The sequence below is a fragment of the Mesorhizobium sp. B3-2-1 genome (assembly GCF_006439515.1).
Classification (GTDB): domain Bacteria; phylum Pseudomonadota; class Alphaproteobacteria; order Rhizobiales; family Rhizobiaceae; genus Mesorhizobium.
Genome location: NZ_VFTI01000012.1, coordinates 22,696 through 44,167, shown reverse-complemented (window position 1 = coordinate 44,167; position 21,472 = coordinate 22,696). Strand labels below are relative to the sequence as shown.

Annotated in this window: 21 protein-coding genes, 1 tRNA gene and 1 pseudogene; 15 read left to right on the top strand and 8 right to left on the bottom strand. The window is 64.0% G+C overall.

Translation table 11 applies throughout. The features are described 5' to 3' along the window. Window positions 1–42: 42 nt before the first annotated feature. The 6 genes from FJW08_RS14435 (at window position 43) to FJW08_RS14400 (ending at window position 6,419) form a co-directional block, all read left to right on the top strand. The gene (locus tag FJW08_RS14435) at window positions 43–1,074 is read left to right on the top strand and encodes a BMP family protein (RefSeq protein WP_140761585.1); all 1,032 of its coding nucleotides are present in this window, start codon (window positions 43–45) and stop codon (window positions 1,072–1,074) included. Between the two features lie 243 nt (window positions 1,075–1,317). Further along, window positions 1,318–2,829, top strand: coding sequence for an ABC transporter ATP-binding protein (locus FJW08_RS14425; protein WP_140811130.1), 1,512 nt, complete (start codon window positions 1,318–1,320; stop codon window positions 2,827–2,829). Window positions 2,830–3,054: 225 nt separating this feature from the next. After that, the gene (locus FJW08_RS14415; protein WP_140811127.1) at window positions 3,055–4,110 is read left to right on the top strand and encodes an ABC transporter permease; all 1,056 of its coding nucleotides are present in this window, start codon (window positions 3,055–3,057) and stop codon (window positions 4,108–4,110) included. Further along, entirely contained in the window at window positions 4,107–5,051 is a 945-nt protein-coding gene (locus tag FJW08_RS14410) for an ABC transporter permease (RefSeq protein WP_140811126.1), read from the top strand. The genes FJW08_RS14415 and FJW08_RS14410 overlap by 4 nt, the downstream gene beginning before the upstream one ends. Window positions 5,052–5,188: 137 nt before the next feature. Beyond that, entirely contained in the window at window positions 5,189–5,344 is a 156-nt protein-coding gene (locus FJW08_RS14405) for a hypothetical protein (protein WP_140751827.1), read from the top strand. A gap of 133 nt (window positions 5,345–5,477) precedes the next feature. After that, window positions 5,478–6,419, top strand: a complete 942-nt coding sequence (locus FJW08_RS14400; protein ID WP_140811125.1) for an LLM class flavin-dependent oxidoreductase — start codon at window positions 5,478–5,480, stop codon at window positions 6,417–6,419. Window positions 6,420–6,425: 6 nt separating this feature from the next. Here the strand turns inward: FJW08_RS14400 and FJW08_RS14395 are convergent, their stop codons facing one another. Beyond that, complete coding sequence (locus tag FJW08_RS14395; protein WP_140811124.1) at window positions 6,426–7,112, bottom strand: isochorismatase family cysteine hydrolase; 687 nt, start codon at window positions 7,110–7,112, stop codon at window positions 6,426–6,428. Window positions 7,113–7,398: 286 nt separating this feature from the next. On the opposite strand from FJW08_RS14395, the pseudogene exbB reads away from it, so the two are divergent. The 3 genes and pseudogenes from exbB (at window position 7,399) to FJW08_RS14380 (ending at window position 9,706) form a co-directional block, all read left to right on the top strand. Next, window positions 7,399–8,299, top strand: a pseudogene (exbB, locus tag FJW08_RS14390) (tonB-system energizer ExbB). Window positions 8,300–8,312: 13 nt separating this feature from the next. Then, window positions 8,313–8,783: a TonB system transport protein ExbD gene (exbD, locus tag FJW08_RS14385; RefSeq protein ID WP_140811123.1), complete on the top strand. Its 471-nt coding sequence runs from the start codon at window positions 8,313–8,315 to the stop codon at window positions 8,781–8,783. Then, a complete protein-coding gene (locus tag FJW08_RS14380; protein WP_140811121.1) occupies window positions 8,780–9,706 on the top strand; it encodes an energy transducer TonB in 927 nt (308 codons plus the stop codon). The genes exbD and FJW08_RS14380 overlap by 4 nt, the downstream gene beginning before the upstream one ends. A gap of 134 nt (window positions 9,707–9,840) precedes the next feature. Here the strand turns inward: FJW08_RS14380 and FJW08_RS14375 are convergent, their stop codons facing one another. The 3 genes from FJW08_RS14375 to FJW08_RS14365 all read right to left on the bottom strand — a co-directional run bounded on the left by FJW08_RS14375 (window position 9,841) and on the right by FJW08_RS14365 (window position 10,659). Beyond that, window positions 9,841–10,092, bottom strand: coding sequence for a hypothetical protein (locus tag FJW08_RS14375; protein WP_140811120.1), 252 nt, complete (start codon window positions 10,090–10,092; stop codon window positions 9,841–9,843). 67 nt (window positions 10,093–10,159) lie between these two features. Beyond that, entirely contained in the window at window positions 10,160–10,366 is a 207-nt protein-coding gene (locus tag FJW08_RS14370) for a nitroreductase family protein (RefSeq protein WP_246682344.1), read from the bottom strand. A gap of 217 nt (window positions 10,367–10,583) precedes the next feature. Next, window positions 10,584–10,659, bottom strand: a tRNA-Ala gene (locus FJW08_RS14365). 148 nt (window positions 10,660–10,807) lie between these two features. Here FJW08_RS14365 and FJW08_RS14360 point away from each other — a divergent pair. Together FJW08_RS14360 and FJW08_RS14355 are read left to right on the top strand one after the other, a co-directional pair. Continuing rightward, entirely contained in the window at window positions 10,808–11,101 is a 294-nt protein-coding gene (locus tag FJW08_RS14360) for a YggT family protein (RefSeq protein ID WP_023771816.1), read from the top strand. Between the two features lie 7 nt (window positions 11,102–11,108). Next, entirely contained in the window at window positions 11,109–11,432 is a 324-nt protein-coding gene (locus FJW08_RS14355; RefSeq protein WP_140811119.1) for a DUF167 domain-containing protein, read from the top strand. Between the two features lie 3 nt (window positions 11,433–11,435). Here FJW08_RS14355 and FJW08_RS14350 read toward each other — a convergent pair whose 3' ends face one another. Genes FJW08_RS14350 through FJW08_RS14340 form a run of 3 tightly spaced genes read right to left on the bottom strand, consistent with a single transcriptional unit; the run spans window position 11,436 to window position 14,177 of the window. Then, window positions 11,436–12,317: a MurR/RpiR family transcriptional regulator gene (locus FJW08_RS14350; protein ID WP_140811118.1), complete on the bottom strand. Its 882-nt coding sequence runs from the start codon at window positions 12,315–12,317 to the stop codon at window positions 11,436–11,438. Window positions 12,318–12,333: 16 nt separating this feature from the next. Next, window positions 12,334–13,404 carry a sn-glycerol-3-phosphate ABC transporter ATP-binding protein UgpC gene (gene ugpC, locus FJW08_RS14345; protein ID WP_140811117.1) on the bottom strand — a complete coding sequence of 357 codons (1,071 nt, stop codon included), beginning with the start codon at window positions 13,402–13,404 and terminating at the stop codon, window positions 12,334–12,336. 2 nt (window positions 13,405–13,406) lie between these two features. Continuing rightward, complete coding sequence (locus FJW08_RS14340) at window positions 13,407–14,177, bottom strand: SDR family oxidoreductase (protein ID WP_140811116.1); 771 nt, start codon at window positions 14,175–14,177, stop codon at window positions 13,407–13,409. A gap of 181 nt (window positions 14,178–14,358) precedes the next feature. Here FJW08_RS14340 and FJW08_RS14335 point away from each other — a divergent pair, with 181 nt between their 5' ends. The 4 genes from FJW08_RS14335 (at window position 14,359) to FJW08_RS14315 (ending at window position 19,290) form a co-directional block, all read left to right on the top strand. Then, window positions 14,359–15,585 carry a sugar ABC transporter substrate-binding protein gene (locus FJW08_RS14335; RefSeq protein WP_140811114.1) on the top strand — a complete coding sequence of 409 codons (1,227 nt, stop codon included), beginning with the start codon at window positions 14,359–14,361 and terminating at the stop codon, window positions 15,583–15,585. A 375-nt stretch (window positions 15,586–15,960) separates the two neighbouring features. After that, on the top strand, window positions 15,961–16,830 hold the full coding sequence (locus FJW08_RS14325) for a sugar ABC transporter permease (RefSeq protein WP_140811113.1): 870 nt from the start codon (window positions 15,961–15,963) through the stop codon (window positions 16,828–16,830). Further along, window positions 16,827–17,651: a carbohydrate ABC transporter permease gene (locus FJW08_RS14320; RefSeq protein WP_140811112.1), complete on the top strand. Its 825-nt coding sequence runs from the start codon at window positions 16,827–16,829 to the stop codon at window positions 17,649–17,651. Before FJW08_RS14325 ends, FJW08_RS14320 begins: the two co-directional genes overlap by 4 nt. 79 nt (window positions 17,652–17,730) lie before the next feature. Next, on the top strand, window positions 17,731–19,290 hold the full coding sequence (locus tag FJW08_RS14315; protein ID WP_246682342.1) for a M81 family metallopeptidase: 1,560 nt from the start codon (window positions 17,731–17,733) through the stop codon (window positions 19,288–19,290). 117 nt (window positions 19,291–19,407) lie between these two features. On the opposite strand, the gene FJW08_RS14305 is transcribed toward FJW08_RS14315, so the two are convergent. Next, window positions 19,408–21,462 carry a M3 family metallopeptidase gene (locus tag FJW08_RS14305; protein WP_140811110.1) on the bottom strand — a complete coding sequence of 685 codons (2,055 nt, stop codon included), beginning with the start codon at window positions 21,460–21,462 and terminating at the stop codon, window positions 19,408–19,410. Between the last annotated feature and the right edge of the window lie 10 nt (window positions 21,463–21,472).

Below are 21,472 nucleotides of genomic sequence, written 5' to 3'. Positions count from 1 at the left end.
AACGGCCGGCTCGACACGGCCGTCGAACAGAGGGGCACTTCAATGGAAAACCGGAACAACAAATCTCCTTCGATGCGCGCGGGCCTGTCGCGACGCAATGTGCTGGAGCTGGGCGGGCTTGGCCTAGCCGCAGCGATGCTGCCAGGTGCGGCCTTCGCGGCCGGCAAAAAACTGAAAGTGGCGGCGATCTTCGCCACGCCGATCGAGGAACCCTGGGACAACCAGATCCATGTCGCGCTGCAGAAGGCCGAGAAGGAACTGGGCATCGAATACAAATGGTCTGAGAAGGTGCAGACCGCCGACTTCAGCCGCGTCATGCGCGAATATGCGCAGGGCGGATATCAGCTGGTGCTGGGCGATGCCTTCGCCGCCGAGCGTGAATCGCGCCGCACGGCAAAGCAGTTTCCCAAAACCGCCTGGCTGTTCGGGTCGGGCGCCGGGCCGGCCGAACCCAATTTCGGCGTCTTCGACAACTGGATCCATGAGCCCGCCTATCTCTCCGGCATGATCGCCGGCAAGATGTCGAAGTCGGGCACGGTCGGCGCGGTGGCGGCGATGGGCATTCCGGAAGTGAACCGGCTGGTCAACGCCTTCTTCGCCGGCGCCAAGGAGGTCAATCCGAACGTCAAGAAGAAGGTCGCCTTCATCGGCTCCTTCTTCGATCCGCCGAAGGCCAAGGAAGCCGCGGTGGCACAGATCGATGCCGGCGTCGATGTCATCTATGCCGAACGCTTCGGCGTCATCGAGGCGGCGGTGGAGAAGAAGATCTTCGCCATCTCCAATATGTCCGACCAGTCGAGCCTCGGCCCCGACACGGTCATCACCGGCCCGGTCTGGGACATGTACCCGACGGTCGAGCAGGCGATCAAGCTGGTCAAGGCCGGCGTCTACACCGCGCAGGATTACGGCGATTTCTCGCGCATGGCCAAGGGTGGCTCCTATCTGGCGCCCTTCCACAAGTTCGACAAGACGTTGCCCGCCGAGGTCAAGGATCTGGTCGAGAAGAAGAAGGCCGAGATCCTGGAAGGCAATTTCCGGGTGGATGTGGACGAGAACACGCCGGTTTCGGATTGAGGGTTGTTACTTGAGGGGCGGTGCGTGGCGCCCCCCTCTGCCCTGCCGGGCATCTCCCCCTCAAGGGGGGAGATCGGCAGTTTCTCCGGGATCGTTCGTATCTGACGCGGAAAATTGGCGAAAGCCGAAACGAGATCCGATCTCCCCCCTTGAGGGGAGATGGCCGGCAGGCCAGAGGGGGGTGCAGCGCATCCCTGTCAATCGGAGGTGCCATGGTAAAGCTAGTTCCTCTCAGGAGTGCCCTTGTCCGCCCCCCTCATCGAAATGCGCGGCATCACCAAGAGGTTCGGCACCGTCAAGGCGAACGAGGCTGTGGACCTCAGCGTGGCGCCGGGCGAAATCCTCGGTCTGCTCGGCGAGAATGGCGCCGGCAAGACGACATTGATGAACGTGCTGTTCGGCGCTTACGCGCCGGATGCCGGCGAGATCCTGATCCAGGGCCGGCCGGTGCGGATTACCAGCTCGGCCGACGCGCTGGCCGCCGGCATCGGCATGGTGCATCAGCATTTTCATCTGGCACCACGGCTCACCGTGCTGGAAAATCTGCTCATCGGCATTCCTGGCAAATCGGGGCGGATCGATCGCGCCGGCGGGCTGGCGCGGCTGGCTGAAATCAGCAGCCAGCACGGGCTGACGCTTGATCCGAACCTGCCGGTCTCGGCGCTGTCGGTCGGCGAGCAGCAGCGGCTGGAAATCGTCAAGGCGCTGTTTCGCGGCGCCAGGCTCTTGATCCTCGACGAACCAACGGCGGTGCTGGCGCCGAGCGAGGTCGACGGGCTGTTCTCGGCGCTACGCTCCATGGCGGCGCAAGGACTGGGCATCATCTTCATCTCGCACAAGCTCAACGAGGTGCGGGCGCTGACGCATCGCTGCACGGTGCTGCGGCATGGCCGTGTCGCCGGGCGGGTAGACGATCCCGCCAACACGACATCGGCCGCAATGGCGCAATTGATGTGCGGCCATGAAATCGTGCCACCGGCGCGCGGGCCATCGAGACCGGGCGAGGCAGTACTCACCCTCGATGGCATTTCGACCTCGAAGCATTCGGGCACGGCGCTGCGCGATGTGTCGCTTGCGGTTCGTGCCGGCGAAATCCTCGGCATTGCCGGCGTCTCCGGCAATGGCCAGCGGGCACTGGCGGAGGTCATCTCGGGCACGCGCGCGCCCGACGGTGGTCAAATGACGATAGCCGGCAAACAGGTCGTGCAATTCTCGCCGCGCGAGGTGCAGGCGCTCGGCCTCGGCCGCATCCCAGAAGACCGCATGACGACGGGGCTGGTCACCAATTTGCCGCTTGCCGATTCCATGGTGCTGCCGCGCATCGGTACATCAGCCTTCTCCGCAAAGGGGCTGCTCAAGCCGGATGCGATCCGCACTTTCGCCGAAGAACAGATCAAGGCCTTTGATATCAGATGTCCCGGACCTATGACGCGGGCCGGCGCGCTGTCCGGCGGCAATCTGCAGAAGGCGCTGCTGGCGCGCGAGCTTGCCTTTGACCCGAAGGTTCTGATCGTCTCGCAGCCGACGCGTGGGCTCGACATTGGTGCGGCCCGCTTCATCCACGAAAAATTCCTCGACATGCGCGCCAAGGGCTGCGGCATCGTCGTCATCGGCGAGGATCTGGAGGAGCTGCTGGTGCTCTGCGACCGTATCGCGGTGATGTATGAGGGTCGCATCGCCGGCACGCTCGACAGCGCCGATGCCACAATCGCGCGGCTTGGCCTGCTGATGACCGGCGCGGAGGGGAGCGCTTAGAGTGATTGAATTTTCAGACGCTAGCGCTGCCCCTCACCTGCCTGCCGGCATCCTCTCCCCGTATAGAGACGGGGAGAGGGGCGCTATCATCGATGGTTTCGCCAATTTTCCAGGAGGCGCAGAAAGCCGCGACAGCTCCCTTCTCCCCGTCTCTATACGGGGAGAAGGTGCCGGCAGGCGGATGAGGGGCGGCACTGACATCCGGCAAGCAGAGGGCCACGGCTGATGTTTCGCCTGGAAGCTCGTACCTCCACACCCGCCTGGTTCAATCTGGCGCTACCGCTGCTGGCGATCGCGGCCACGCTTGTCCTGTGCAGCGGGCTGATCGCGCTGGCCGGGGCGGGCGTGCTCGAGTCCTACGGCGTGATGTTCACGGCCTCGCTCGGCGACAGCTACGCCATCACGGAAACGCTGGTGCGGGCCGCACCGATGATCTTCACCGGGCTCGCGGTGGCTGTCGCCTTCCGTGCCAAGTTCTGGAACATCGGCGCCGAGGGACAGTTGCTGGCCGGCGCCGTGGCGAGCTGCTTTGTCGGCGCCATCCCGATGCCGGGGCCGCTCGCCATGCTGCTGATGGCGCTGGCGGGTGCGGCGGCGGGTGCGGCGGTCGCGCTGGTGCCGGCGACGCTGCGTGTAAAATTCAAGGTCGATGATGTGGTGAGTTCTTTGCTGCTCAACTCGGTTATCTACTATGCGCTAATGGCGCTGATCGAGGGGCCGTGGAAGGACAGCTTCAGCGGCTATCCGATCTCGCCGCCGATCGAGGATTCGGCCAACTTCCCGGTGCTGATCGAAGGCACGCGGCTGCATCTCGGTGTCGTCGCGGCGCTGATCGCGGCACCCCTGATCTGGTTCCTGATCGTGCGCACGACGCTCGGCTTCCGGATCAGGGTCACCGGCGAAAATCCGGAAGCGGCCAGATATGGCGGCATCCATGTCGAGCGGGTGCTGATCTCGACGGCGCTGCTGTCGGGCGCTCTGGCTGGGCTAGCCGGCGTCGGCGAGGTCGGCGGCGTGCATTTCCAGGTGATGAGCGATATCTCGCCGGGCTACGGCTATTCCGGTATCGTCGTCGCCATGCTGGCGCGGCTCAACCCGCTCGGCGTCGTGCCGGCTGCGATCTTCCTTGCCGCCGTGATGACGGGGGCCGAGGCGATGTCGCGCGCGACCGGTGTGCCGGCCTTCCTCAGCGATGTCATCCAGGGCACGGCCCTGCTCGCCATGCTGGTGGCGCTGCTGTTCACCGCCTATCGCATCCGCCGCGTCGGAGCCATCGGATGAGCGCGGTATTCGAACAGATTTTTCAGGTTGGCTTTCTCGCCGCCATCATCCGCATCGCCACGCCGCTGGCCTTTGCCACGCTTGGCGAAATGTTCTCCGAACGGGCCGGCGTGCTCAATCTCGGCATCGAAGGCATCATGCTGCTCTGCGCGATGACCGGCTTCACCGCCACCAGCCTCAGCGGCAGCCTGTGGCTCGGCGTGCTGGTTGCGGTGTTGACCGGCATGCTGATGGGCACGCTGCATGCGCTGTTCACGGTGGCGCTCGGCCTCAGCCAGCATGTCTGCGGCATCGGCGTCACGCTGTTCTCGTCGGGGCTTGCCTATTTCCTCTACCGGCTGATCTTCGGCCAGCAGTCGGTGCCGCCGAGCATCAAGGGTTTTCAGACTTTGCCGATACCGGTTTTGTCCGATGTTCCCGTGCTTGGCCCGGCGGTGTTCAACCAATTCGTGCTGGTCTACATGGCGATCCTGGCCATTCCGCTGGCGGCCTTCGTGCTCTACCGCACGCCCTGGGGCCTGTCGGTGCGCATGGTCGGCGAGAATCCGCGCGCCGCCGATTCGGCGGGTGTGAGCGTCATCGCCACGCGCTTCCAGGCTGTCATTCTCGGCGGTGCCTTGATGGGTCTGGCAGGCGCCTTCCTGTCGATGGCGCAATTCAACGCCTTCACCTTCGGCGTGGTGTCCGGACGCGGCTGGGTGGCGATCGCGCTGGTCGTGTTCGGCCGCTGGGATCCGTGGCGCTCGGCGGGTGCGGCGCTGCTGTTCGCTTTCATCGATGCGCTGCAACTGCGCATGCAGGCGAGCGGTTTGGGGCATATCCCTTACGAGGCATTCCTGATGCTGCCGTTCATCTTCACCATCGTTGCCATGGCCGTCATGTCACGCAACGCGGTGGCACCGTCGGCGCTGCTGAAGCCGTTTCGACGGGAGGAGCGGTAAGGGCGCGAGCCCACGCCCACAGCAACTTCACACCAATCTTTGGCCATCAAAGAGAAAATAGTTCTGCCAATGGTCGAAAAATAGCACTCGACAAAGTCTACAAGTTTTATAGATTAATCGGCGAGACGGAGGTCGCCATGTCCTATATCCAGAACGCCCAGACCGACAGCAACGGCCAGAGGCTGGCGAATGCCCAGGGCTTCCGCCCGGCCTATGCCGGCGCTTTCGCCTATCTCGTCTTTGCCCTTGCGTTCGTGTTCACCGGGGCAGTCGTGCTGGGCCTTATTCCCTAAGGGATCGACAGGGGCTGTTGCCCCACAGCTTTCAGGCAATCGGAGTTGAATGAACCGTATCCCGGAGCGCTTTCGCGCGCCTGAGGATTCGCATTTCACAGCGTCAGTGATTCCAGCAATGGAGGAGATGACAATGCCGATCGAATTCACGCATGTTCCCGGCAAGACCGCCGACGCGGCGGTTCCTTTTTTCTATGACTTCGCCGAGACCGCGACCAAGCTCGGGCTGATCGAGGATAGCGGATTCCAGAAGATCGTCGTCGACGATTCGGCCGGGCTGCTGACCAACATGGATCTTGCGTCCCAGGTGCTCGACCGCACCGCTTCGCTGGAAGTGGTGCTCACCCATTGGGCCGGCGTGATCGAACCGACGGTGGCTGCCCGCCAGCTGGCGTCCATCGACAGGGCGGGTGGCGGACGGCTGGCGCTCAGGATGATCAGCGAGCCGTTGAACGATGACGATGCCGAGACACGGCCGGTCGGACATGGCGTCGTCTGGCAGCGCATGGACGAATATCTGGTGCTGTTGAAGCGTCTGTGGTCGAACGATCGGCCCTTCGATCACGAAGGCGCGTTCTACAGCATCAGGGGCGGTTACGTGCCGCGCAAGGGTCCGCATGGCGCCGATCTCGTGATCCGCATGGGTGGGCAATCCGGAACGGCGCTGAAGGTCGCCGGCCGGCACGCTGATGTCTTCGAACTGGCGCCGGGGTCGATCGACGATATCAGGCAATTGATGGAGCAGGCGCGTGGCGCCGCGGCCGAACATGGCCGCGCCGGCAAACTGCGCTTCGCGCTTTCGGTCAGGATCCACCAAGGTGTTTCCGCCGCCGGCCACAAGGCGGTCGACCTCTCCGGGCCACCGGCCCAGGTGGCGTTGTCGCTGCTTGCCTATGCGGCTCTGGGCATCGATGAGTTCATGATTATCGGCGTCGATACGCCATGCGAGATCGCGACGGCCGGCCGGGAAACACTGGCGCTGCTGCGCAACTCCCTGGCGCGCCGGGAGGCCTGCGAATTCCAGCCTGGAGCTTATGCACCTGGCGCAAGGTTGGAGGCGCGGGCAGCGAGCTGAAGCCAGTCAATCGTCAGTTGCTTCAGGTCTGTCGCCCAGCCGCGACAAGCCAGCGATGACGGCGTCCGAATCGGCCAGCACGCCGAAGACGCCGTCCTCGACCGTCACCATGTGAAGCGCCGCCTCATGCGCCCTTTGATCGCCGCTGGCGCAGGCGTCCGAGATCGTCAGGCACTGGAAATTGCGGTCACAGGCCTCGCGCAGCGTGGTGTGGACGCAGACATCCGTCGTGCACCCGGAAAACATCAGATGCGTGATGCCTCGCGCACGCAGCACAAGCTCGAAATCCGTATAGGTGAAAGCGCTGTTGCAGGTCTTGTCGACGATGATGTCGTGCGGCGCGACTTCGATCTCCGGAACGATCTGGAACCCTGCGCCCGAGCGCAGCAGGATATCGGTGCCATCGAGGCCGGCACGCTTGCGGCGCCATTTCTCATAGGGCGTCATGTCGGCCATGTCGGTACGATAACCCTGCCGCGTGTGGATGACCGTGACGCCAGCTTTGCGCGCGGCCGCGATCAGGCGGTTCACCGTGGGCAGGATCGCCCGCAGCGGCGAGGGGTCATACCCTTTCCTGGCGAAATAGCCCGATGTCGACAGGAAATCCTGTTGCAGGTCGATGACGATCAACGCGGTGTTTTCGGCAACCAGCCCGCCGTCATAGGGGTAGTCGAAAGGTGTTGCCTTGATCATCCGGAGCTCCTTTGCCGCCGGATCACCCTAGCGAGTTCGCATCGATGCGGCGATACCGGATGCCCGGCATCGTACGGCCTGGGATATCGGCGGGCCACTGGTGCGTTAGCGGTTCAGGGCTTCACGGCGTATTCCAAAGATTGTTGAGTGTTGTAGTCATCTTCAATGTTGACTAGAAAGTTCATGTTTTATAGTCAGCCGGGCATCTGCCAGCCGCAGCCGGGATTGGAATGCCGCGGCCGCACTGGAGAAATGCATGACCAGAGGAGAACAAAGGAAGAAGCTCGTGTCGAGACATGGTTTGTTGGCGGCGTTGGTCGCATTGGTGATCCTGGCGGCGACCGGCGCGATGGCCCAGGAGCAACCTGCCGGCGTTGCTCCAGCAGTCGAGGCACCCGCGCCGGCACCCGCTACCCCGGCGGTTGCAGCACCGGCGACATCTGCCGGCGAGGGCGACGGCTGCTGGGGCGATGGAGCTGACCCTGCCGCACGACCTGTCGCCATGGGGCATGTTCATGGCCGCCGACATCATCGTGAAGGCGGTGATGATCGGACTGGCCTTCGCGTCGCTGGTCACCTGGACGATATGGCTGGCCAAATCGCTGGAGATTTTCGGTGGCAAGCTGAGCGTCCGCCATGCCGTCCGCGCGATCGGCGATGCCGCGACGTTGAAGCAGGCGAGCCGCGCGCTCGACCGCAGCGGCGGCCCCGGCGCGCTCCTGGTGCGGGCGGCGGAGGAAGAGACGGCGCTTTCGGCCGGTGCGCTCGACCATGTCGGCGGAGACGGCCTGAAGGAACGGGTCAGCTCGCGCCTGTCGCGCATCGAGGCGGCGGCGTCGCGGCGCATGGCGCGCGGCACCGGCCTGCTGGCGACGATCGGTTCCACCGCGCCTTTCGTCGGCCTGTTCGGCACCGTCTGGGGCATCATGAACGCCTTCATCGGCATTTCGCAGGCACAGACCACCAATCTCGCCGTGGTCGCGCCAGGCATCGCCGAGGCGCTACTGGCCACCGCGATGGGCCTGGTGGCGGCAATTCCGGCGGTGGTGATCTACAACGTCTTTGCCCGCTCGATAGCCGGCTACCGGCAGATCCTGGCCGACGCCTCGGCGGGCGTCGAACGGCTGGTCAGCCGCGACCTCGATTTCCGCACCGTCGCACCCGCGACGGCGCTGGCGGTCGAATAGTGGGAGAGGCGCCATGGGCAGCCGGATCCGCCAGATCATGGATGACGATCTCGAGGAGAACCACGAGATCAAGGTCACGCCCTTCATCGACGTCATCCTGGTGCTCCTGATCATCTTCATGGTCGCCGCGCCGCTGGCGACGGTGGATGTCAATGTCGACCTGCCCGGCTCGACGGCAACGCCGGCGCCGCGCCCCGAGACACCGCTCTTCCTGACCTTGAAGGATGATCTCACGCTCGCGATCGGCAATGACGCCGTGCCGCGCCCGGCTTTTGCCGCCATGCTCGACAGCCGCACCAAAGGGGACAAGCAGACGCGGATCTTCCTGCGCACCGACAAGGCGGTCGCCTATGGCGACCTGATGGAGGCGATGAACCTGCTGCGCGGCGCCGGCTATCTGAAGGTCGCCCTGGTCGGCCTGGAGGCCGCGCCCGCTGGTGATGCCGCCGCATCGGTGCCAGGGGGAACGGCAGCAGCCCCATGACACGATCGGCCGCCTCGCCAACGGTGGCGCTGTCGCGCTTCGGCTGGCGCGACCTTGGCCTGTGGGCATGTGCGGCCTTGCTTATGCTTGGCGCGCATGTCGCGGTCGCCTATGTCGTGCAGAAATTCGGTCCAGTCGAACCGTCGGATAGCGGACCGCCGGCCCCGGTGATCGACATGGTGCCGATGATGGTGACACCGGCGGTGCCCGAACAGGCAGCGATGCTCAACGGGGCCATTCCCGACCAGACCGAGCCGTTCGAAGAGACCGAGAAGACCGGGCCCGACAAGGTGGTCGAGCAAGCGGAGCCTGTTGCCGAGCCGGAAACGGTGCCGCCGGACGGGCCTACGGAGATCGCGAAGGCCGAACCGGTCGACCGGCCGCCGCTGGAGGAGGTCGTCCCCGATACTGTCGAGACCGTCGCACCGGAGGTTGTCGTTCCGCCGCCGCAGGCAAGGCCGACGGAGCGGCGCAAGGAAAAGAAACCGACCGAAGCCAAGGTCAAAAAGCCTGTCGACAAGCCCAAGCCAAAGCCGAAGAAGGAAAAGGCGGCACCGCCGAAGACGGCAAGTGCCGCGAGCGCCGAGGCCAGGCCCGCCAGGGCAGCGGCGCCGGGATCCGCGCCGGGGTTTTCAGGTCTCAGCCCGGCCAAATGGGAATCGCGGCTGACGGCGTGGATCAACCGCCACAAGCGCTACCCGCGTGCCGCGAGATCCCGGCGCGCGCAGGGCAATGTGAACGTGACTTTCACGATGGACCCGTCCGGCCGGATCCTGTCGGCCCGGGTCGTCCGTTCGTCCGGCGATGCCGAACTCGACCGTGCCGCGCTCGCGGTGCTGCAGGGCGCCACCGTGCCGGCGCCGCCGCCGGAACTCGGCTCGCGCGTCAGCCGTACGGCGCCATTCGTGTTCAGGTTGAATTGAACGGTGTCTATCGCTGGCTCAGCGACTGGCAGAGCGCCTCGACCTGTTCCAGGTAGAAGCGGCATTTGGTGCGCAGGATTCTAAGGCTAGGATCGCCGGCGCCATTGATCTCGATGGTCTGCATCATGTGCGCTCTACGCTGTCCTTGGCTGAGCGTGGTTGCCTTTCGCATGTGCCTTGGGGTGCATCGGGTTGCCGCCAAGCTGCGCTTGTCTGGCCGGGCGTGCGCCGCGCAAGACATCGAAGGCTTCGGCATAGGCCATGCCGAGCAGATAGGAGATCATGGGAAAACGGCTTGCTTCGGCCATCTGCACCAGCTCGTTGGACATCGTCGCGATATATTGGAGACTATCGAGCTCTGACTGACGTAAGGACTGCTTTGACACGTGCTGCTCCTGTCATCGGATGGAACTCTGGGAACGCGTACCGGCTGCACTGGACATGTTGAGGCGGCTAATTGATCGACCGAACCGCCGAATGCGGATCAAGTTCCGGGGTTGAGAGGGTCAATGCATAGATGGGCGCGTCGGTAAGACGGTCGAGGCCCAGAAGGCGCTTGATCGCCGAATGGCTCAGCGCCGCCGTCGGACAGGCCGACAGGCCGTGCCTGGTTGCCGTGAGCATCATGTTCTGGCCGATATGGCCAGCCTCGAACAGCACGACACAACGCCAGTCTAATGGGGCGGCTTCCAAAAAAAATAGTGTCGACCGTACAGAGGCCCATCGCCATAAGTCCAATTGACAACCATTTCGCCTTGGGAACGCGAAATCGCATCTGGCCATTTTTGGGGGCATTGACGCCGTGTGACGCATCTCGACGTATCGGATGACGTTTGGGCGTTGCCGCGCGGGAAAGCCGGACAATCGATTATTCCGCTGGTGGAGCTGAGGAGGATCGAACTCCTGACCTCGTCATTGCGAACGACGCGCTCTCCCAGCTGAGCTACAGCCCCGTCCAGCGGATGGCGCATTTATCGGGCGACGCGGTTTCCTGTCAAGGCGGCGCTTCACCGAAAACCCGACAGCCGGTCACATGGGTGGAACCTGCCCTTGCCGGTTTGGCGCGTAATGGCTACATGTCGGCAACAATTGGAGACCGGCATGCTCGCCCTCATTCAAACCATCGTCATGGCGCTCGACCTCTATTGGTGGGTCATCATCGCCTCGGCGATCTTTTCCTGGCTCTATGCCTTCAACGTCGTCAACTCGCGCAACCAGTTCGTCGGCAGCATCGGCAACATGCTCTACCGGCTGACCGAGCCGGCGCTGCGGCCGATCCGCCGCTTCATGCCCGACCTTGGCGGCATCGACATCTCGCCGATCATCCTGCTGCTGATCCTGTTCTTCCTCAGGCAGTTCATTCTCACCACGATCGCGCCGCTGCTACTGGCCTGACGATCGCATGAGCGCGCCGTTCCGCATCCGCGAGAACGGCGTCGATCTGTTCGTGCGGCTAACGCCGAAGTCTTCCGTGGACCGGCTCGAAGGCGTCGAAACATCGGCGGACGGACGACGTCACGTGAAGGCGCGGGTCCGCGCCGTGCCGGAAAACGGCGCCGCCAATCAAGCGCTGGAGAAGCTGGTCGCCAAGGCGCTGGGCGTGCCGGTATCGGCCGTTTCGGTCTTTGCCGGCGGCACGGCCCGGCTCAAGACGCTGCGCATTGTGGGTGATCCGGAGGCGCTGGCAAGAAGTGTCGAAGTGCTCTGCGATCAATCCTCTGCCTGAAGTTCAATCTCCCAGCGGCAAACGCGGATCGTCCACCTTCAGCGTGTTCACGCTCTGCTTGATGCGGCGCAGGTTCTCCAGCACCTTCGGGCCGCGCGTCTCGGCGACCGATGTCACGATCATGTCGACGATCGCCAGCAGCGCGTAGCGCGACGATGTCGGCTTGTAGATGTTGCCATCCTCGAGCGGCTGCAGGTGGATGACCGTGTCGGCGGCCTTGGCCAATGCGGAGTCGGGCGCGGTGACGGCCACCGTGGCGGCGCCATATTGCTGGGCGACCTGCACCGCCTCGATGACCGAGCGCGCGTAGCCGGAGACCGAGAAGGCGACCACGGTGGTGTCCGGCGTGGCGACGGCGGCATACATACGCTGCAGTTGCCCGTCGATCTGCGCCAGCACCGGCAGGCCGAGCCTGAACAGCCGGTTCTGCATCTCGGTAGCCATCATCGAGGAAATGCCACCCGAACCGATGCACAGCACATTGCCCGATGCCGCAAGGCGCGCGGCGACGTCGACCAGCGTCGTCATGTCGAGATTCTCGCTGGCGCGCTGGATGGCTGTGACAGCCGCTTCGGTGATGGCCGATGCGATGCGCTGCTCGCGGGCGTCGCGGCTCAGCGGTTCCGGCGACAGATACTGGCCGCCGATGGCGATGGCCTGCGCCAGATAGAATTTGAAGTCGCGCAGGCCCTCGCAGCCGAGATTGCGGCAGAAACGGGTGACCGTCGGCTCACTGACGCCGACGCGCGCGGCGATCTCGGAGATCGCGGCCTTGGAGGCGAAGTCGAGATCGGACAGAACGAGGCTCGCCAGCCGGCGATCCGACTTGGTGCCGTCCTGCGACATCAGCTGCAGCCGCGTGATGATGTCGGCAGGCGTCTTCATATCAGCGTTTCCGTCGTCATCTCAGCGGCAGGCCCGTCGCCGTGTCGAACAGATGGATGTTGCCGGGATCGACGGAGACCGGCAGCAGGTCGCCTGGCCGGACCGGCAGCCGGTCGCGGAACACGGCGCGTACCGTATCAGTGCCAATGGCGCCGTAGACATGGGTTTCGGAACCGGTCGGCTCGACGACATCAACCTTGAGCGTCATGGCATCGGTGGCTTCACCGACGATGAAATGCTCGGGCCGGATGCCCGCCTCCACCGCACTGCCTGCCGGCACCGGCTTGCCAGCGAGCGCAAGCCGGCCGCCGCCGACCGACTCGAACCAGGTTTTCTCGGGCGTCGTCTTGAGGGCACCGGACACAAAACTCATCGACGGCGAGCCGAGGAACCCGGCGACGAACTTGTTGGCCGGCCTGTCGTAGAGCTCCAGCGGCGCCCCGACCTGCTGGATCCTGCCGCGATCCATCACGACGATGCGGTCGGCCATGGTCATGGCCTCGATTTGGTCGTGGGTGACGTAGACGATGGTCGATTTCAGCCGCTGGTGCAGCGCCTTGATCTCGGTGCGCATCTGCACGCGCAGCTGTGCGTCGAGATTGCTGAGCGGCTCGTCGAACAGGAACACCGAGGGTTCGCGCACGATGGCGCGCCCCATGGCGACGCGCTGGCGCTGGCCGCCCGAGAGCTGGCGGGGATAGCGGTCGAGGTAAGAGAACAGGTTGAGGACGCCGGACGCCTTCTTGACCTTCTGGTCGATGGCCGTGCGGTTCTCGCCCCGGATTTTCGGACCGAAGCCGATATTGTCGGAAGCCTTCAGGTGCGGGAACAGCGCATAGGACTGGAACACCATGGCGATGTTGCGCTGTTGCGGCGGCAGGTCGTTGGCGCGCGTGCCGCCGATCAGGAGATCGCCGGAACTGATGGTCTCCAATCCTGCCAGCATGCGCAGCAAGGTCGACTTGCCGCAGCCGGACGGACCGACCAGCACGACGAACTCGCCGCTCTTGATGTCGAGGCTGATCTCCTCGAGAATCTTGTGCTGGCCGAAGGATTTCGACAGGTTGCGAAACTCGACGTCGGTCATGGTCACGCTCCCAATATGTCGTCGATGAACGGCAGGCAGCCGGCCGTCAGCCCCGCATCCACGGGCATCACCACGCCTGTTACGCCCGAGGCCCGGTCGGAAGCAAGGAAAGCCACCGCTTCGGCGACTTCCGAGGCGTTGACGATGCGGCCGAGCGGATAGAGCCGCTGCAGCTTGCCGATTATGTCAGGGTTCTTGGCCAGGCGATGGTCCCAGGCGGCGGTGCGGATCGATCCGGGGCAGACCACATTGGCGCGTACGCCGCTGCGGCCACGCTCGACGGCGATCGATTTGGCATAGGCGTTGATGCCGGCCTTGGCGGCGGCATAGGCGGGGTTGCCGAAATGCGCGATGGCGTTGACGGAGGAAATGAAGACGACGTTGCCCGAACCGCGCGCGGCCATCGCCTTGACGATGGGGTCGGCGAAAATCATCACACCGGTCAAATTGAGGTAGAGCTCATGCTCGATCCTGTCCGCCGTCAGCGCATCAAGCGTCTCGGCGCGAGTCCAGCCGGCATTGTTGATCAGGATGTCGGGGACGCCGTCCTTTTCGAGCACCGCGGCGATCGCGGCTTCGACCGAGGCGCGATCGAGAAGGTCGAAGACATGGCGCGAGGCAAGGTGCGGGCTCGCCAGCGCCTCGTCGGACTGGTCGCAGCCGACCACCCGCGCGCCCCTGCCGGCCAGCAGTGCGACGATCGCCGAGCCGAGGCCGCCACCGGCGCCAGTGACCACGACGGTCCTGCCTTCGAATTCGGCTCTCGAAACCACGGCGCTTGCTCCTCCCGCAGGTCAGGCAGATGCCGGGAGGCTAAAGAACGAGATGTAATTAAGCAACATATTAATCCGCTTGCGTGCGGCGAATTCATCGATAATGTAGGAAAGTCACATAAATCTTGTGTCAGCACCGGCACAAGGAGCGCGAATGCGCGAAACAAATGGGAGAGATCGGATGAACCTTGCAAAATGGACTGCCGGCCTGATGGCCGGAATGGGCATGCTGGCCTTCGCGGCGCAGGCAGAGGCCGGCGAAGTGCGGGTTACCGTCGCGGAATACAGCGCCAAGACCGGCCCCTACTTCGAGCAGGTGAAGAAGGAGTTCGAGGCGAAGAACCCTGGCATCACGGTCAAATTCGAGGTGGTGCCGTGGGATGTGCTCTTGCAGAAGCTGACCACCGACATCACCGCCGGCACCAATGCGGATCTCTCCATCATCGGCACGCGCTGGCTGATCGACTTCGTCCAGCAGGATGTCGCCGAGCCGCTCGACAGCTACATCACGCCCGAATTCAAGGGCCGCTTCATCGACACCTTCCTGTCGCCTTCGATCATGGGCGGCAAGACCTACGGCCTGCCGATCGCCGCCTCGGCGCGCGCCATGTATTACAACAAGGATCTGTTCGAAAAGGCCGGCATCGCCAAGCCGCCGGCAACCTGGACCGAACTGCAGGAGGATGCGCGCAAGATCAAGGCGCAGGGTGCCTTCGGCTTCGGTCTGCAGGGCAAGGAGATCGAGACCGACGTCTATTACTACTACGCGATGTGGTCGCAGGGCACCGAGATCCTCAACCAGGACGGCACGTCGGGCCTGAGCACGCCGGGCGCGCTGGCAGCCGCCAAGCTCTACAAGTCGATGATCGACGAGGGGCTGACCGAGCCCGGCGTCACCTCCAACAACCGCGAGGACGTGCAGAACCTGTTCAAGCAGGGCAAGGTCGGCATGATGATCACGGCGCCCTTCCTGTCCAACCAGATCAAGGAGGAGGCGCCGAGTCTCAAATACGGCGTGGCCGCCATTCCGGCGGGTCCGACCGGCGCGCGCGGCACCTATGGCGTCACCGACTCCATGATCATGTTCAAGAACTCCAAGAACAAGGACGAGGCCTGGAAGCTGATGGACTTCCTGTTCACCACGGAGCAGCGCGCCAAGTTCACGCAAGGTGAAGGCTTCCTGCCGGTGAACAAGGAAGAGGCCAAGATGGATTATTACGTCAACAACGCCGATCTGGCCGCCTTTACGGCACTGCTGCCAGACGCTCGTTTCGCGCCGGTCATCCCGGGCTGGGAAGAAGTCGCCCAGATCACCTCGGATGCCATGCAGAAGATCTATCTCGGCGGCGATCCCGAGACAATCTTGAAGGACGCCGCGGCGAAGGCCAATGCGGTGCTGAAGAAATAGGGCGTATCTCCCTGCGCCCGTGGCGCGCCCCCGACTCAGGTGGGGCGCGCCACACTTTTAGAAGAAGTATGCAGCGGTGCCTGCGATAAATGGCGAAGACCGACAAGGCAAATCGGGACAAGATCGTCGATGTCGCGCCGCCCCTCATTGCCCTGCCAGGCATTTCTCCCCGTATAGCGACGGGGAGAAAGAGGCTGGCCCCAACCTCGGCGCCCTTCTTGGACGCTGGTGATTGGCGAAATCGGCGACGAAAGCGCCCCTCTCCCCGTCACTATACGGGGAGAGGATGCCGGCAGGCAGGTGAGGGGCAGCGCAGACCGCGTGTAAGGAATTGAAGGGCCACCAAGCCCACGGCAATTACGGTACACCTAGCCGATGCAAAATCGCTTCCTGCCCTATCTCCTGACCTTGCCCAGCCTGTTCCTGGCGGCGGTGGTCATCTTCTGGCCGGTCTGGGACCTGATCCAGATCGCGACGCACGACGTCAATCGCTTCGGTCAGTTGCATGAGTTCAGCGGCCTTGCCAATTTCGCCGCGCTGACCGCCGATCCTGATTTCATCGCGGCCCTCTGGCGCACGGGGCTTTGGACCGTGCTGGTGGTCGGCGGTGCGCTGCTGGTCTCGATCCCGGTGGCGATGATCCTCAACACCGATTTCTATGGCCGTGGCCTTGCCCGCGTCATCATCATGCTGCCCTGGGCGGTGTCGCTGACCATGACGGCGGTGGTCTGGCGCTGGGCGCTGAGCGGCGAAAGCGGCATGCTGAATTCGGCGCTGATCGGGCTTGGCCTGATCGACCACAACATCCAGTGGCTGGCACAGGCCGGCACCGCCTTTCCGATGCAGGTGCTGATCGGCATATTGGTGACGGTGCCGTTCACCACGACGATCTTCCTCGGCGGCCTGTCGTCGATCCCGGACGATCTCTACGAGGCGGCTGCACTCGAAGGGGCAACGCCGCTGCAGCAGTTCCGCGAGATCACTTTTCCGCTGCTGAAACCCTTCATCAACATCGCCATCGTGCTCAACACCATCTACGTCTTCAACTCGTTCCCGATCATCTGGGTGATGACGCAGGGCGGGCCGGCCAATTCGACCGACATCCTGGTCACCCATCTCTACAAGCTCGCCTTCCGCATCGGCAAACTGGGCGAGGCCTCGGCGGTGTCATTGGTGATGTTCGCCATATTGCTGGTCTTCACCATGATCTATGTGCGCCTCGCCATGCGGGAGCAGCGCGCATGACCGGCAAGCTGAAGCGGACCGTCATCGCCTGGCTGCTGCTGGCGCCCTTGATCGTGGTGACGATCTTTCCCTTCGCCGTGATGTTCCTGACCGCGGTGAAGCCGCGGACCGAGGTGCTGACACCCACATGGTGGCCGAGCGAGTTCCGCTGGTCGAATTTTTCCGACATGTGGGTAGCGACCGGCTTCGGCCAGGCGTTGGCCAACTCGCTCTATGTCTCCGTGATCGCCACCGTCGGCGCCATCTTGATCTCGGTGCCGGCGGCTTACGCGATGTCGCGCTTTCGCTTCGCCGGTTACGGCGCGTTCCGCCAGTTCCTGCTGATCTCGCAGATGATCTCGCCGATCGTGCTGGTGCTCGGCCTGTTCCGGCTGATGGCCGCCTGGGGGCTGGTCGAATCGACCACCGCGCTCGGCTTCATCTACATGGCCTTCAACGTCGCGTTCACCGTGTGGATGCTGCAGAGCTATTTCGACACCATTCCGCGCGATCTCGAGGAAGCGGCCTGGATGGAAGGCGCCGGCCGCTGGCTGACCTTGCGAAAAGTGTTCTTGCCGCTCTGCCTGCCGGCGATCGCGGTGACGGCGATCTTCACCTTCATCAATGCCTGGAACGAATTCGTCGTGGCGCTCACCATGCTGCGCAGCCAGGAGAGCTACACGCTGCCGATCCAGGTCTTCTCGCTGGTCGCGGGCCGCTACACGATCGAATGGCATCACGTCATGGCGGCGACGCTGCTGGCCACCTTGCCGGTGGCGATCCTGTTCATATGGTTGCAGCGTTATCTCGTCCGGGGCCTCGCGCTCGGGGCGGTCAAGTAGCGATCCCAGCAATTCCAGGAAAAGTGCGCAGCGATTTTCCGTCCGGAATTGCGCCAAACAAGAAGTCTACGGAGCTTTCATGCGCATCTTCACCGCCTCGCTGGCGACCGAAACCAACACCTTCTCGCCGGTGCCGACCGACCGGGCCTCGTTCGAGATGGCGTTCTATGCCGGGCCGGACAAGCATCCGGAGACGCCGACGCTTTGTTCCTCGCCGATCGTCGCGTTGCGCCGTCGCGCGGTCGCCGAAGGCCTGACCGTGATCGAGGGCACCGCGACCTGGGCCGAGCCCGGCGGCATGGTGCAGCGGCAGACCTACGAAGCGCTGCGCGACGAGATCCTCGGCCAGCTCAAGGCGGCACTTCCGGTCGATGCCGTCATTCTCGGCCTGCATGGCGCCATGGTGGCGCAAGGCTATGACGACTGCGAGGGCGATCTGCTGGAGCGCGTGCGCGGCATCGTCGGGCCTGAGGTGGTGGTCGCCTGCGAGTTCGATCCGCACAGCCATCTGACGCCCAAGCGCGTGGCGGCGTCCGACATCATGGCCTATTTCCTGGAATTCCCGCACACCGATTTCTACGAGCGCGGCGAGCACGTCGTCGAGCTTGGCCTTGCAGCGGCGCGCGGCGAGATCAAACCTGTCATCTCGACCTTCGACTGCCGCATGATCCAGGTGCTGCCGACCAGCCGCGAGCCGATGCGTTCCTTCGTCGATCGCATCAAGGCACTGCACGGCAAGGACGGGGTGCTGTCGGTCTCGGTCATCCACGGCTTCATGGCCGCCGACGTGCCGGAAATGGGCACGCGCATCCTGGTCGTCACCGACAATGACAAGGTCGGGGGCGATGCGCTGGCCGAGAGGTTGGGACGTGAGCTCTATGCCATGCGCGAAACGACGGCGATGACCATGCTGAGTACGGCCGACGGCATCGAGCGGGCGCTCGCGGTGCGCGCACAGCGCAAGGACAACCCGGTGGTCATCGCCGATATCTGGGACAATCCCGGTGGCGGGGTGCCGGGCGACGGCACCATTGTGCTGCGCGACCTCCTGGCGCGCGGCATCACAAGCGTTGGCGTGGCGACGATCTGGGATCCGATCGCGGTGACTTTCTGCCAGGCGGCGGGCGAGGGTGCGGTCATCGACCTGCGCTTCGGCGGCAAGGCCGGGCCACAGGCGGGCGAGCCGATCGACGCGCGCGTCAAGGTGCTGAAGGCTGTCAGCGAAGGCTGGCAGAGTTTCGGACCGAGCCGCGTGACATTGGGACCGTCAGCGGTGGTGCGCATCGAGGGCACTGAGGTCGATGTGATCCTGAACACCAACCGCACGCAGACCTTCGAGCCGGATGTCTTTTCCAACATCGGCGTCGATCCGCTGTCGAAAGACATTTTGCTGATCAAGTCGACGAACCATTTCTACGCCGGCTTCGAGCCGATCGCCGCCGAGATCATCTATGTCGCGGCGCCGAGTTCGTATCCCAGCAATCCGGCGGCGACGAATTATACCAAGCTGACCCGGCCAGTGTGGCCACGGGTGGCTGATCCTTGGGCAGGTGCCGCGGGCGACCCTGCCAATCTCCCCCCTCGTGGGGGAGATGCCCGGCAGGGCAGAGGGGGGCGCGAAGGATCGCGGCGCCGATAGTCTTGGGACAACAAGAAACCAACGAAGGTCGAAATCGCGATTCACAGAAAGGTCGGCGGGACAGCGCCCCCCTCTGGCCTGCCGGCCATCTCCCCCACGAGGGGGGAGATCGGGTAATCACACCAATCCCCGCTTGACCATCATCGCTTCCGGCGAAGGCATTTTGCCGCGAAACGCGGTGTAAAGCTCTTCGGGGTCCTTCGAGCCGCCGGCGGCGTAGATGTTCTTCCTCAGCCGCTCGGCCAGCGCCGGGTTGAAGGGATCGCCCGTCTCCTCGAAGGCAGCGAAGGCGTCGGCGTCGAGCACCTCGGACCACATGTAGGAATAATAGCCGGCCGAGTAACCGTCGCCGGAGAAGACATGACCGAAATGCGGGGTGCGGTGACGCATGGCGATCGTGTCGGGCATGTCGAGCGTTGCCAATGTTTCGGCCTCGAAACGAAGCGGTGCATCCGGCGCATCGGGCCGCGCATGATAGGCCATGTCGATCAAGGCAGAGGCGGTGAATTCGACGGTGGCGAAGCCAGCGCCGAAAGTGCGCGCGGCCAGCATCTTGTCGAGTAGCGCCTTCGGCATCGGCTTGCCGGTCTTGACATGCAGCGCGTGCTTTTCCAGCACCGCCGGCACCGTCAACCAGTGCTCGTAGAGCTGCGAGGGCAATTCGACGAAGTCGCGGCTGACCGAGGTGCCTGACACCGACGGCCAGGTGACGTCGGTCAGCATGCCGTGCAGCGCATGGCCGAACTCGTGGAACAAGGTCTTCGCCTCGTCGACCGACAGCAGCGCCGGTTCGCCCGCCGGCGGCTTGGCGAAATTCATGATGTTGTAGATCACCGGCTTCGAGCCATGCCCGAGCTTGTAACCGGACTTCAGCGCGCTCATCCAGGCGCCAGAGCGCTTCGAGGGCCGCGCGAAATAGTCGGCCAGGAACAGGCCGCGCTCGCTGCCGTCGGCGTTTTTCACCACGAACACACGCGCGTCCGGATGCCAGGCGGCGATGCCCTTCTTCTCCTCGAAGGTGATGCCGAACAGCCGCGTCGCCACGTCGAAGCAGGCATCGATGACACGGTCGAGCTGCAGATAGGGTTTCAGCTCCGCCTCGTCGAAAGCGAACTTCTCGGCGCGCAGCTTCTCCTGGTAGAAGCGCCAGTCCCAGGCGGCGAATTTTTCGTTGCTGCCGGCTTCCGTCGCCAGACGCTCCAGCTCCTTCTGATCGGCGGCGGCCTTCTCCAACGCCTTTTCCCAGACCGGGTCGAGCAGCGCATGCACCGCCTTCGGCGTCTTGGCCATGGTATCGTCGAGCTTGAGCGCGGCGAAGGAGGCGTAGCCGAGCAGCTTCGCTTTCTCGGCGCGCAGCTTCAGCATGTCGCGCACCACGGTCGTGTTGTCGGACGCACCGCCATTCTGGCCGCGCATGGTGAAGGCGCGATAGGCGATCTCGCGCAGGTCGCGGCGTTCCGAGAAGGTGGTGAACGGCTCATAGATCGAGCGCGACAGGGTGACTGCGTAGCAGCCCTTCTGGCCGCGCATCTCGGCGGCCTCGGCCATCGAGCTTTTCACGAACTCCGGCAGGCCGACGAGGTCGGCCTCGTCGAGGAACAGCGCCCAGTCGCGCTCGTCGGCCAGCACGTTCTGGCCGAAAGTCGTACCGAGCGACGACAGCTCCTCGTTGATCTTGGCCAATCGTATCTTGCCGTCGGCGTCGAGCTTGGCGCCGGAACGGACGAAGCCTTTCCAAGTCTTCTCCAGGACGCGCAGCGTCTCGGGATCGAGTTTCAGGGCTTCGCGGCGCTGGTAGAGATCGTCGACGCGGGCAAACAGTTTTTCGTTCATCGAGATCGCCGAGAAGTGCCTGGACATCTTCGGCGAGATATCGCGCTCCAGCGCCTGGATCGTCTCGTTGGTGTAGGCGCCGGCGCGGCACCAGAAGATCGACGAGACATGATCGAGCGCCTCGCCGCCCAGTTCCAGCGCTGCAAGCGTGTTCTCGATGGTCGGCGTATCCTTGTTGCCTGATATCGCGTCGATCTCGGCTTCATGCGCCTTCAGCGCGGCGTCGAAGACGGGGGAAAAGTCACCGTCGCCAATATGGGCAAAATCGGGCAGGCCGAGCGGACCTCGCCACGCGGTCAATGGATGGGCGGCGAGATCGACGACTTTCGTGGAGGGCATGAAGGGTCTT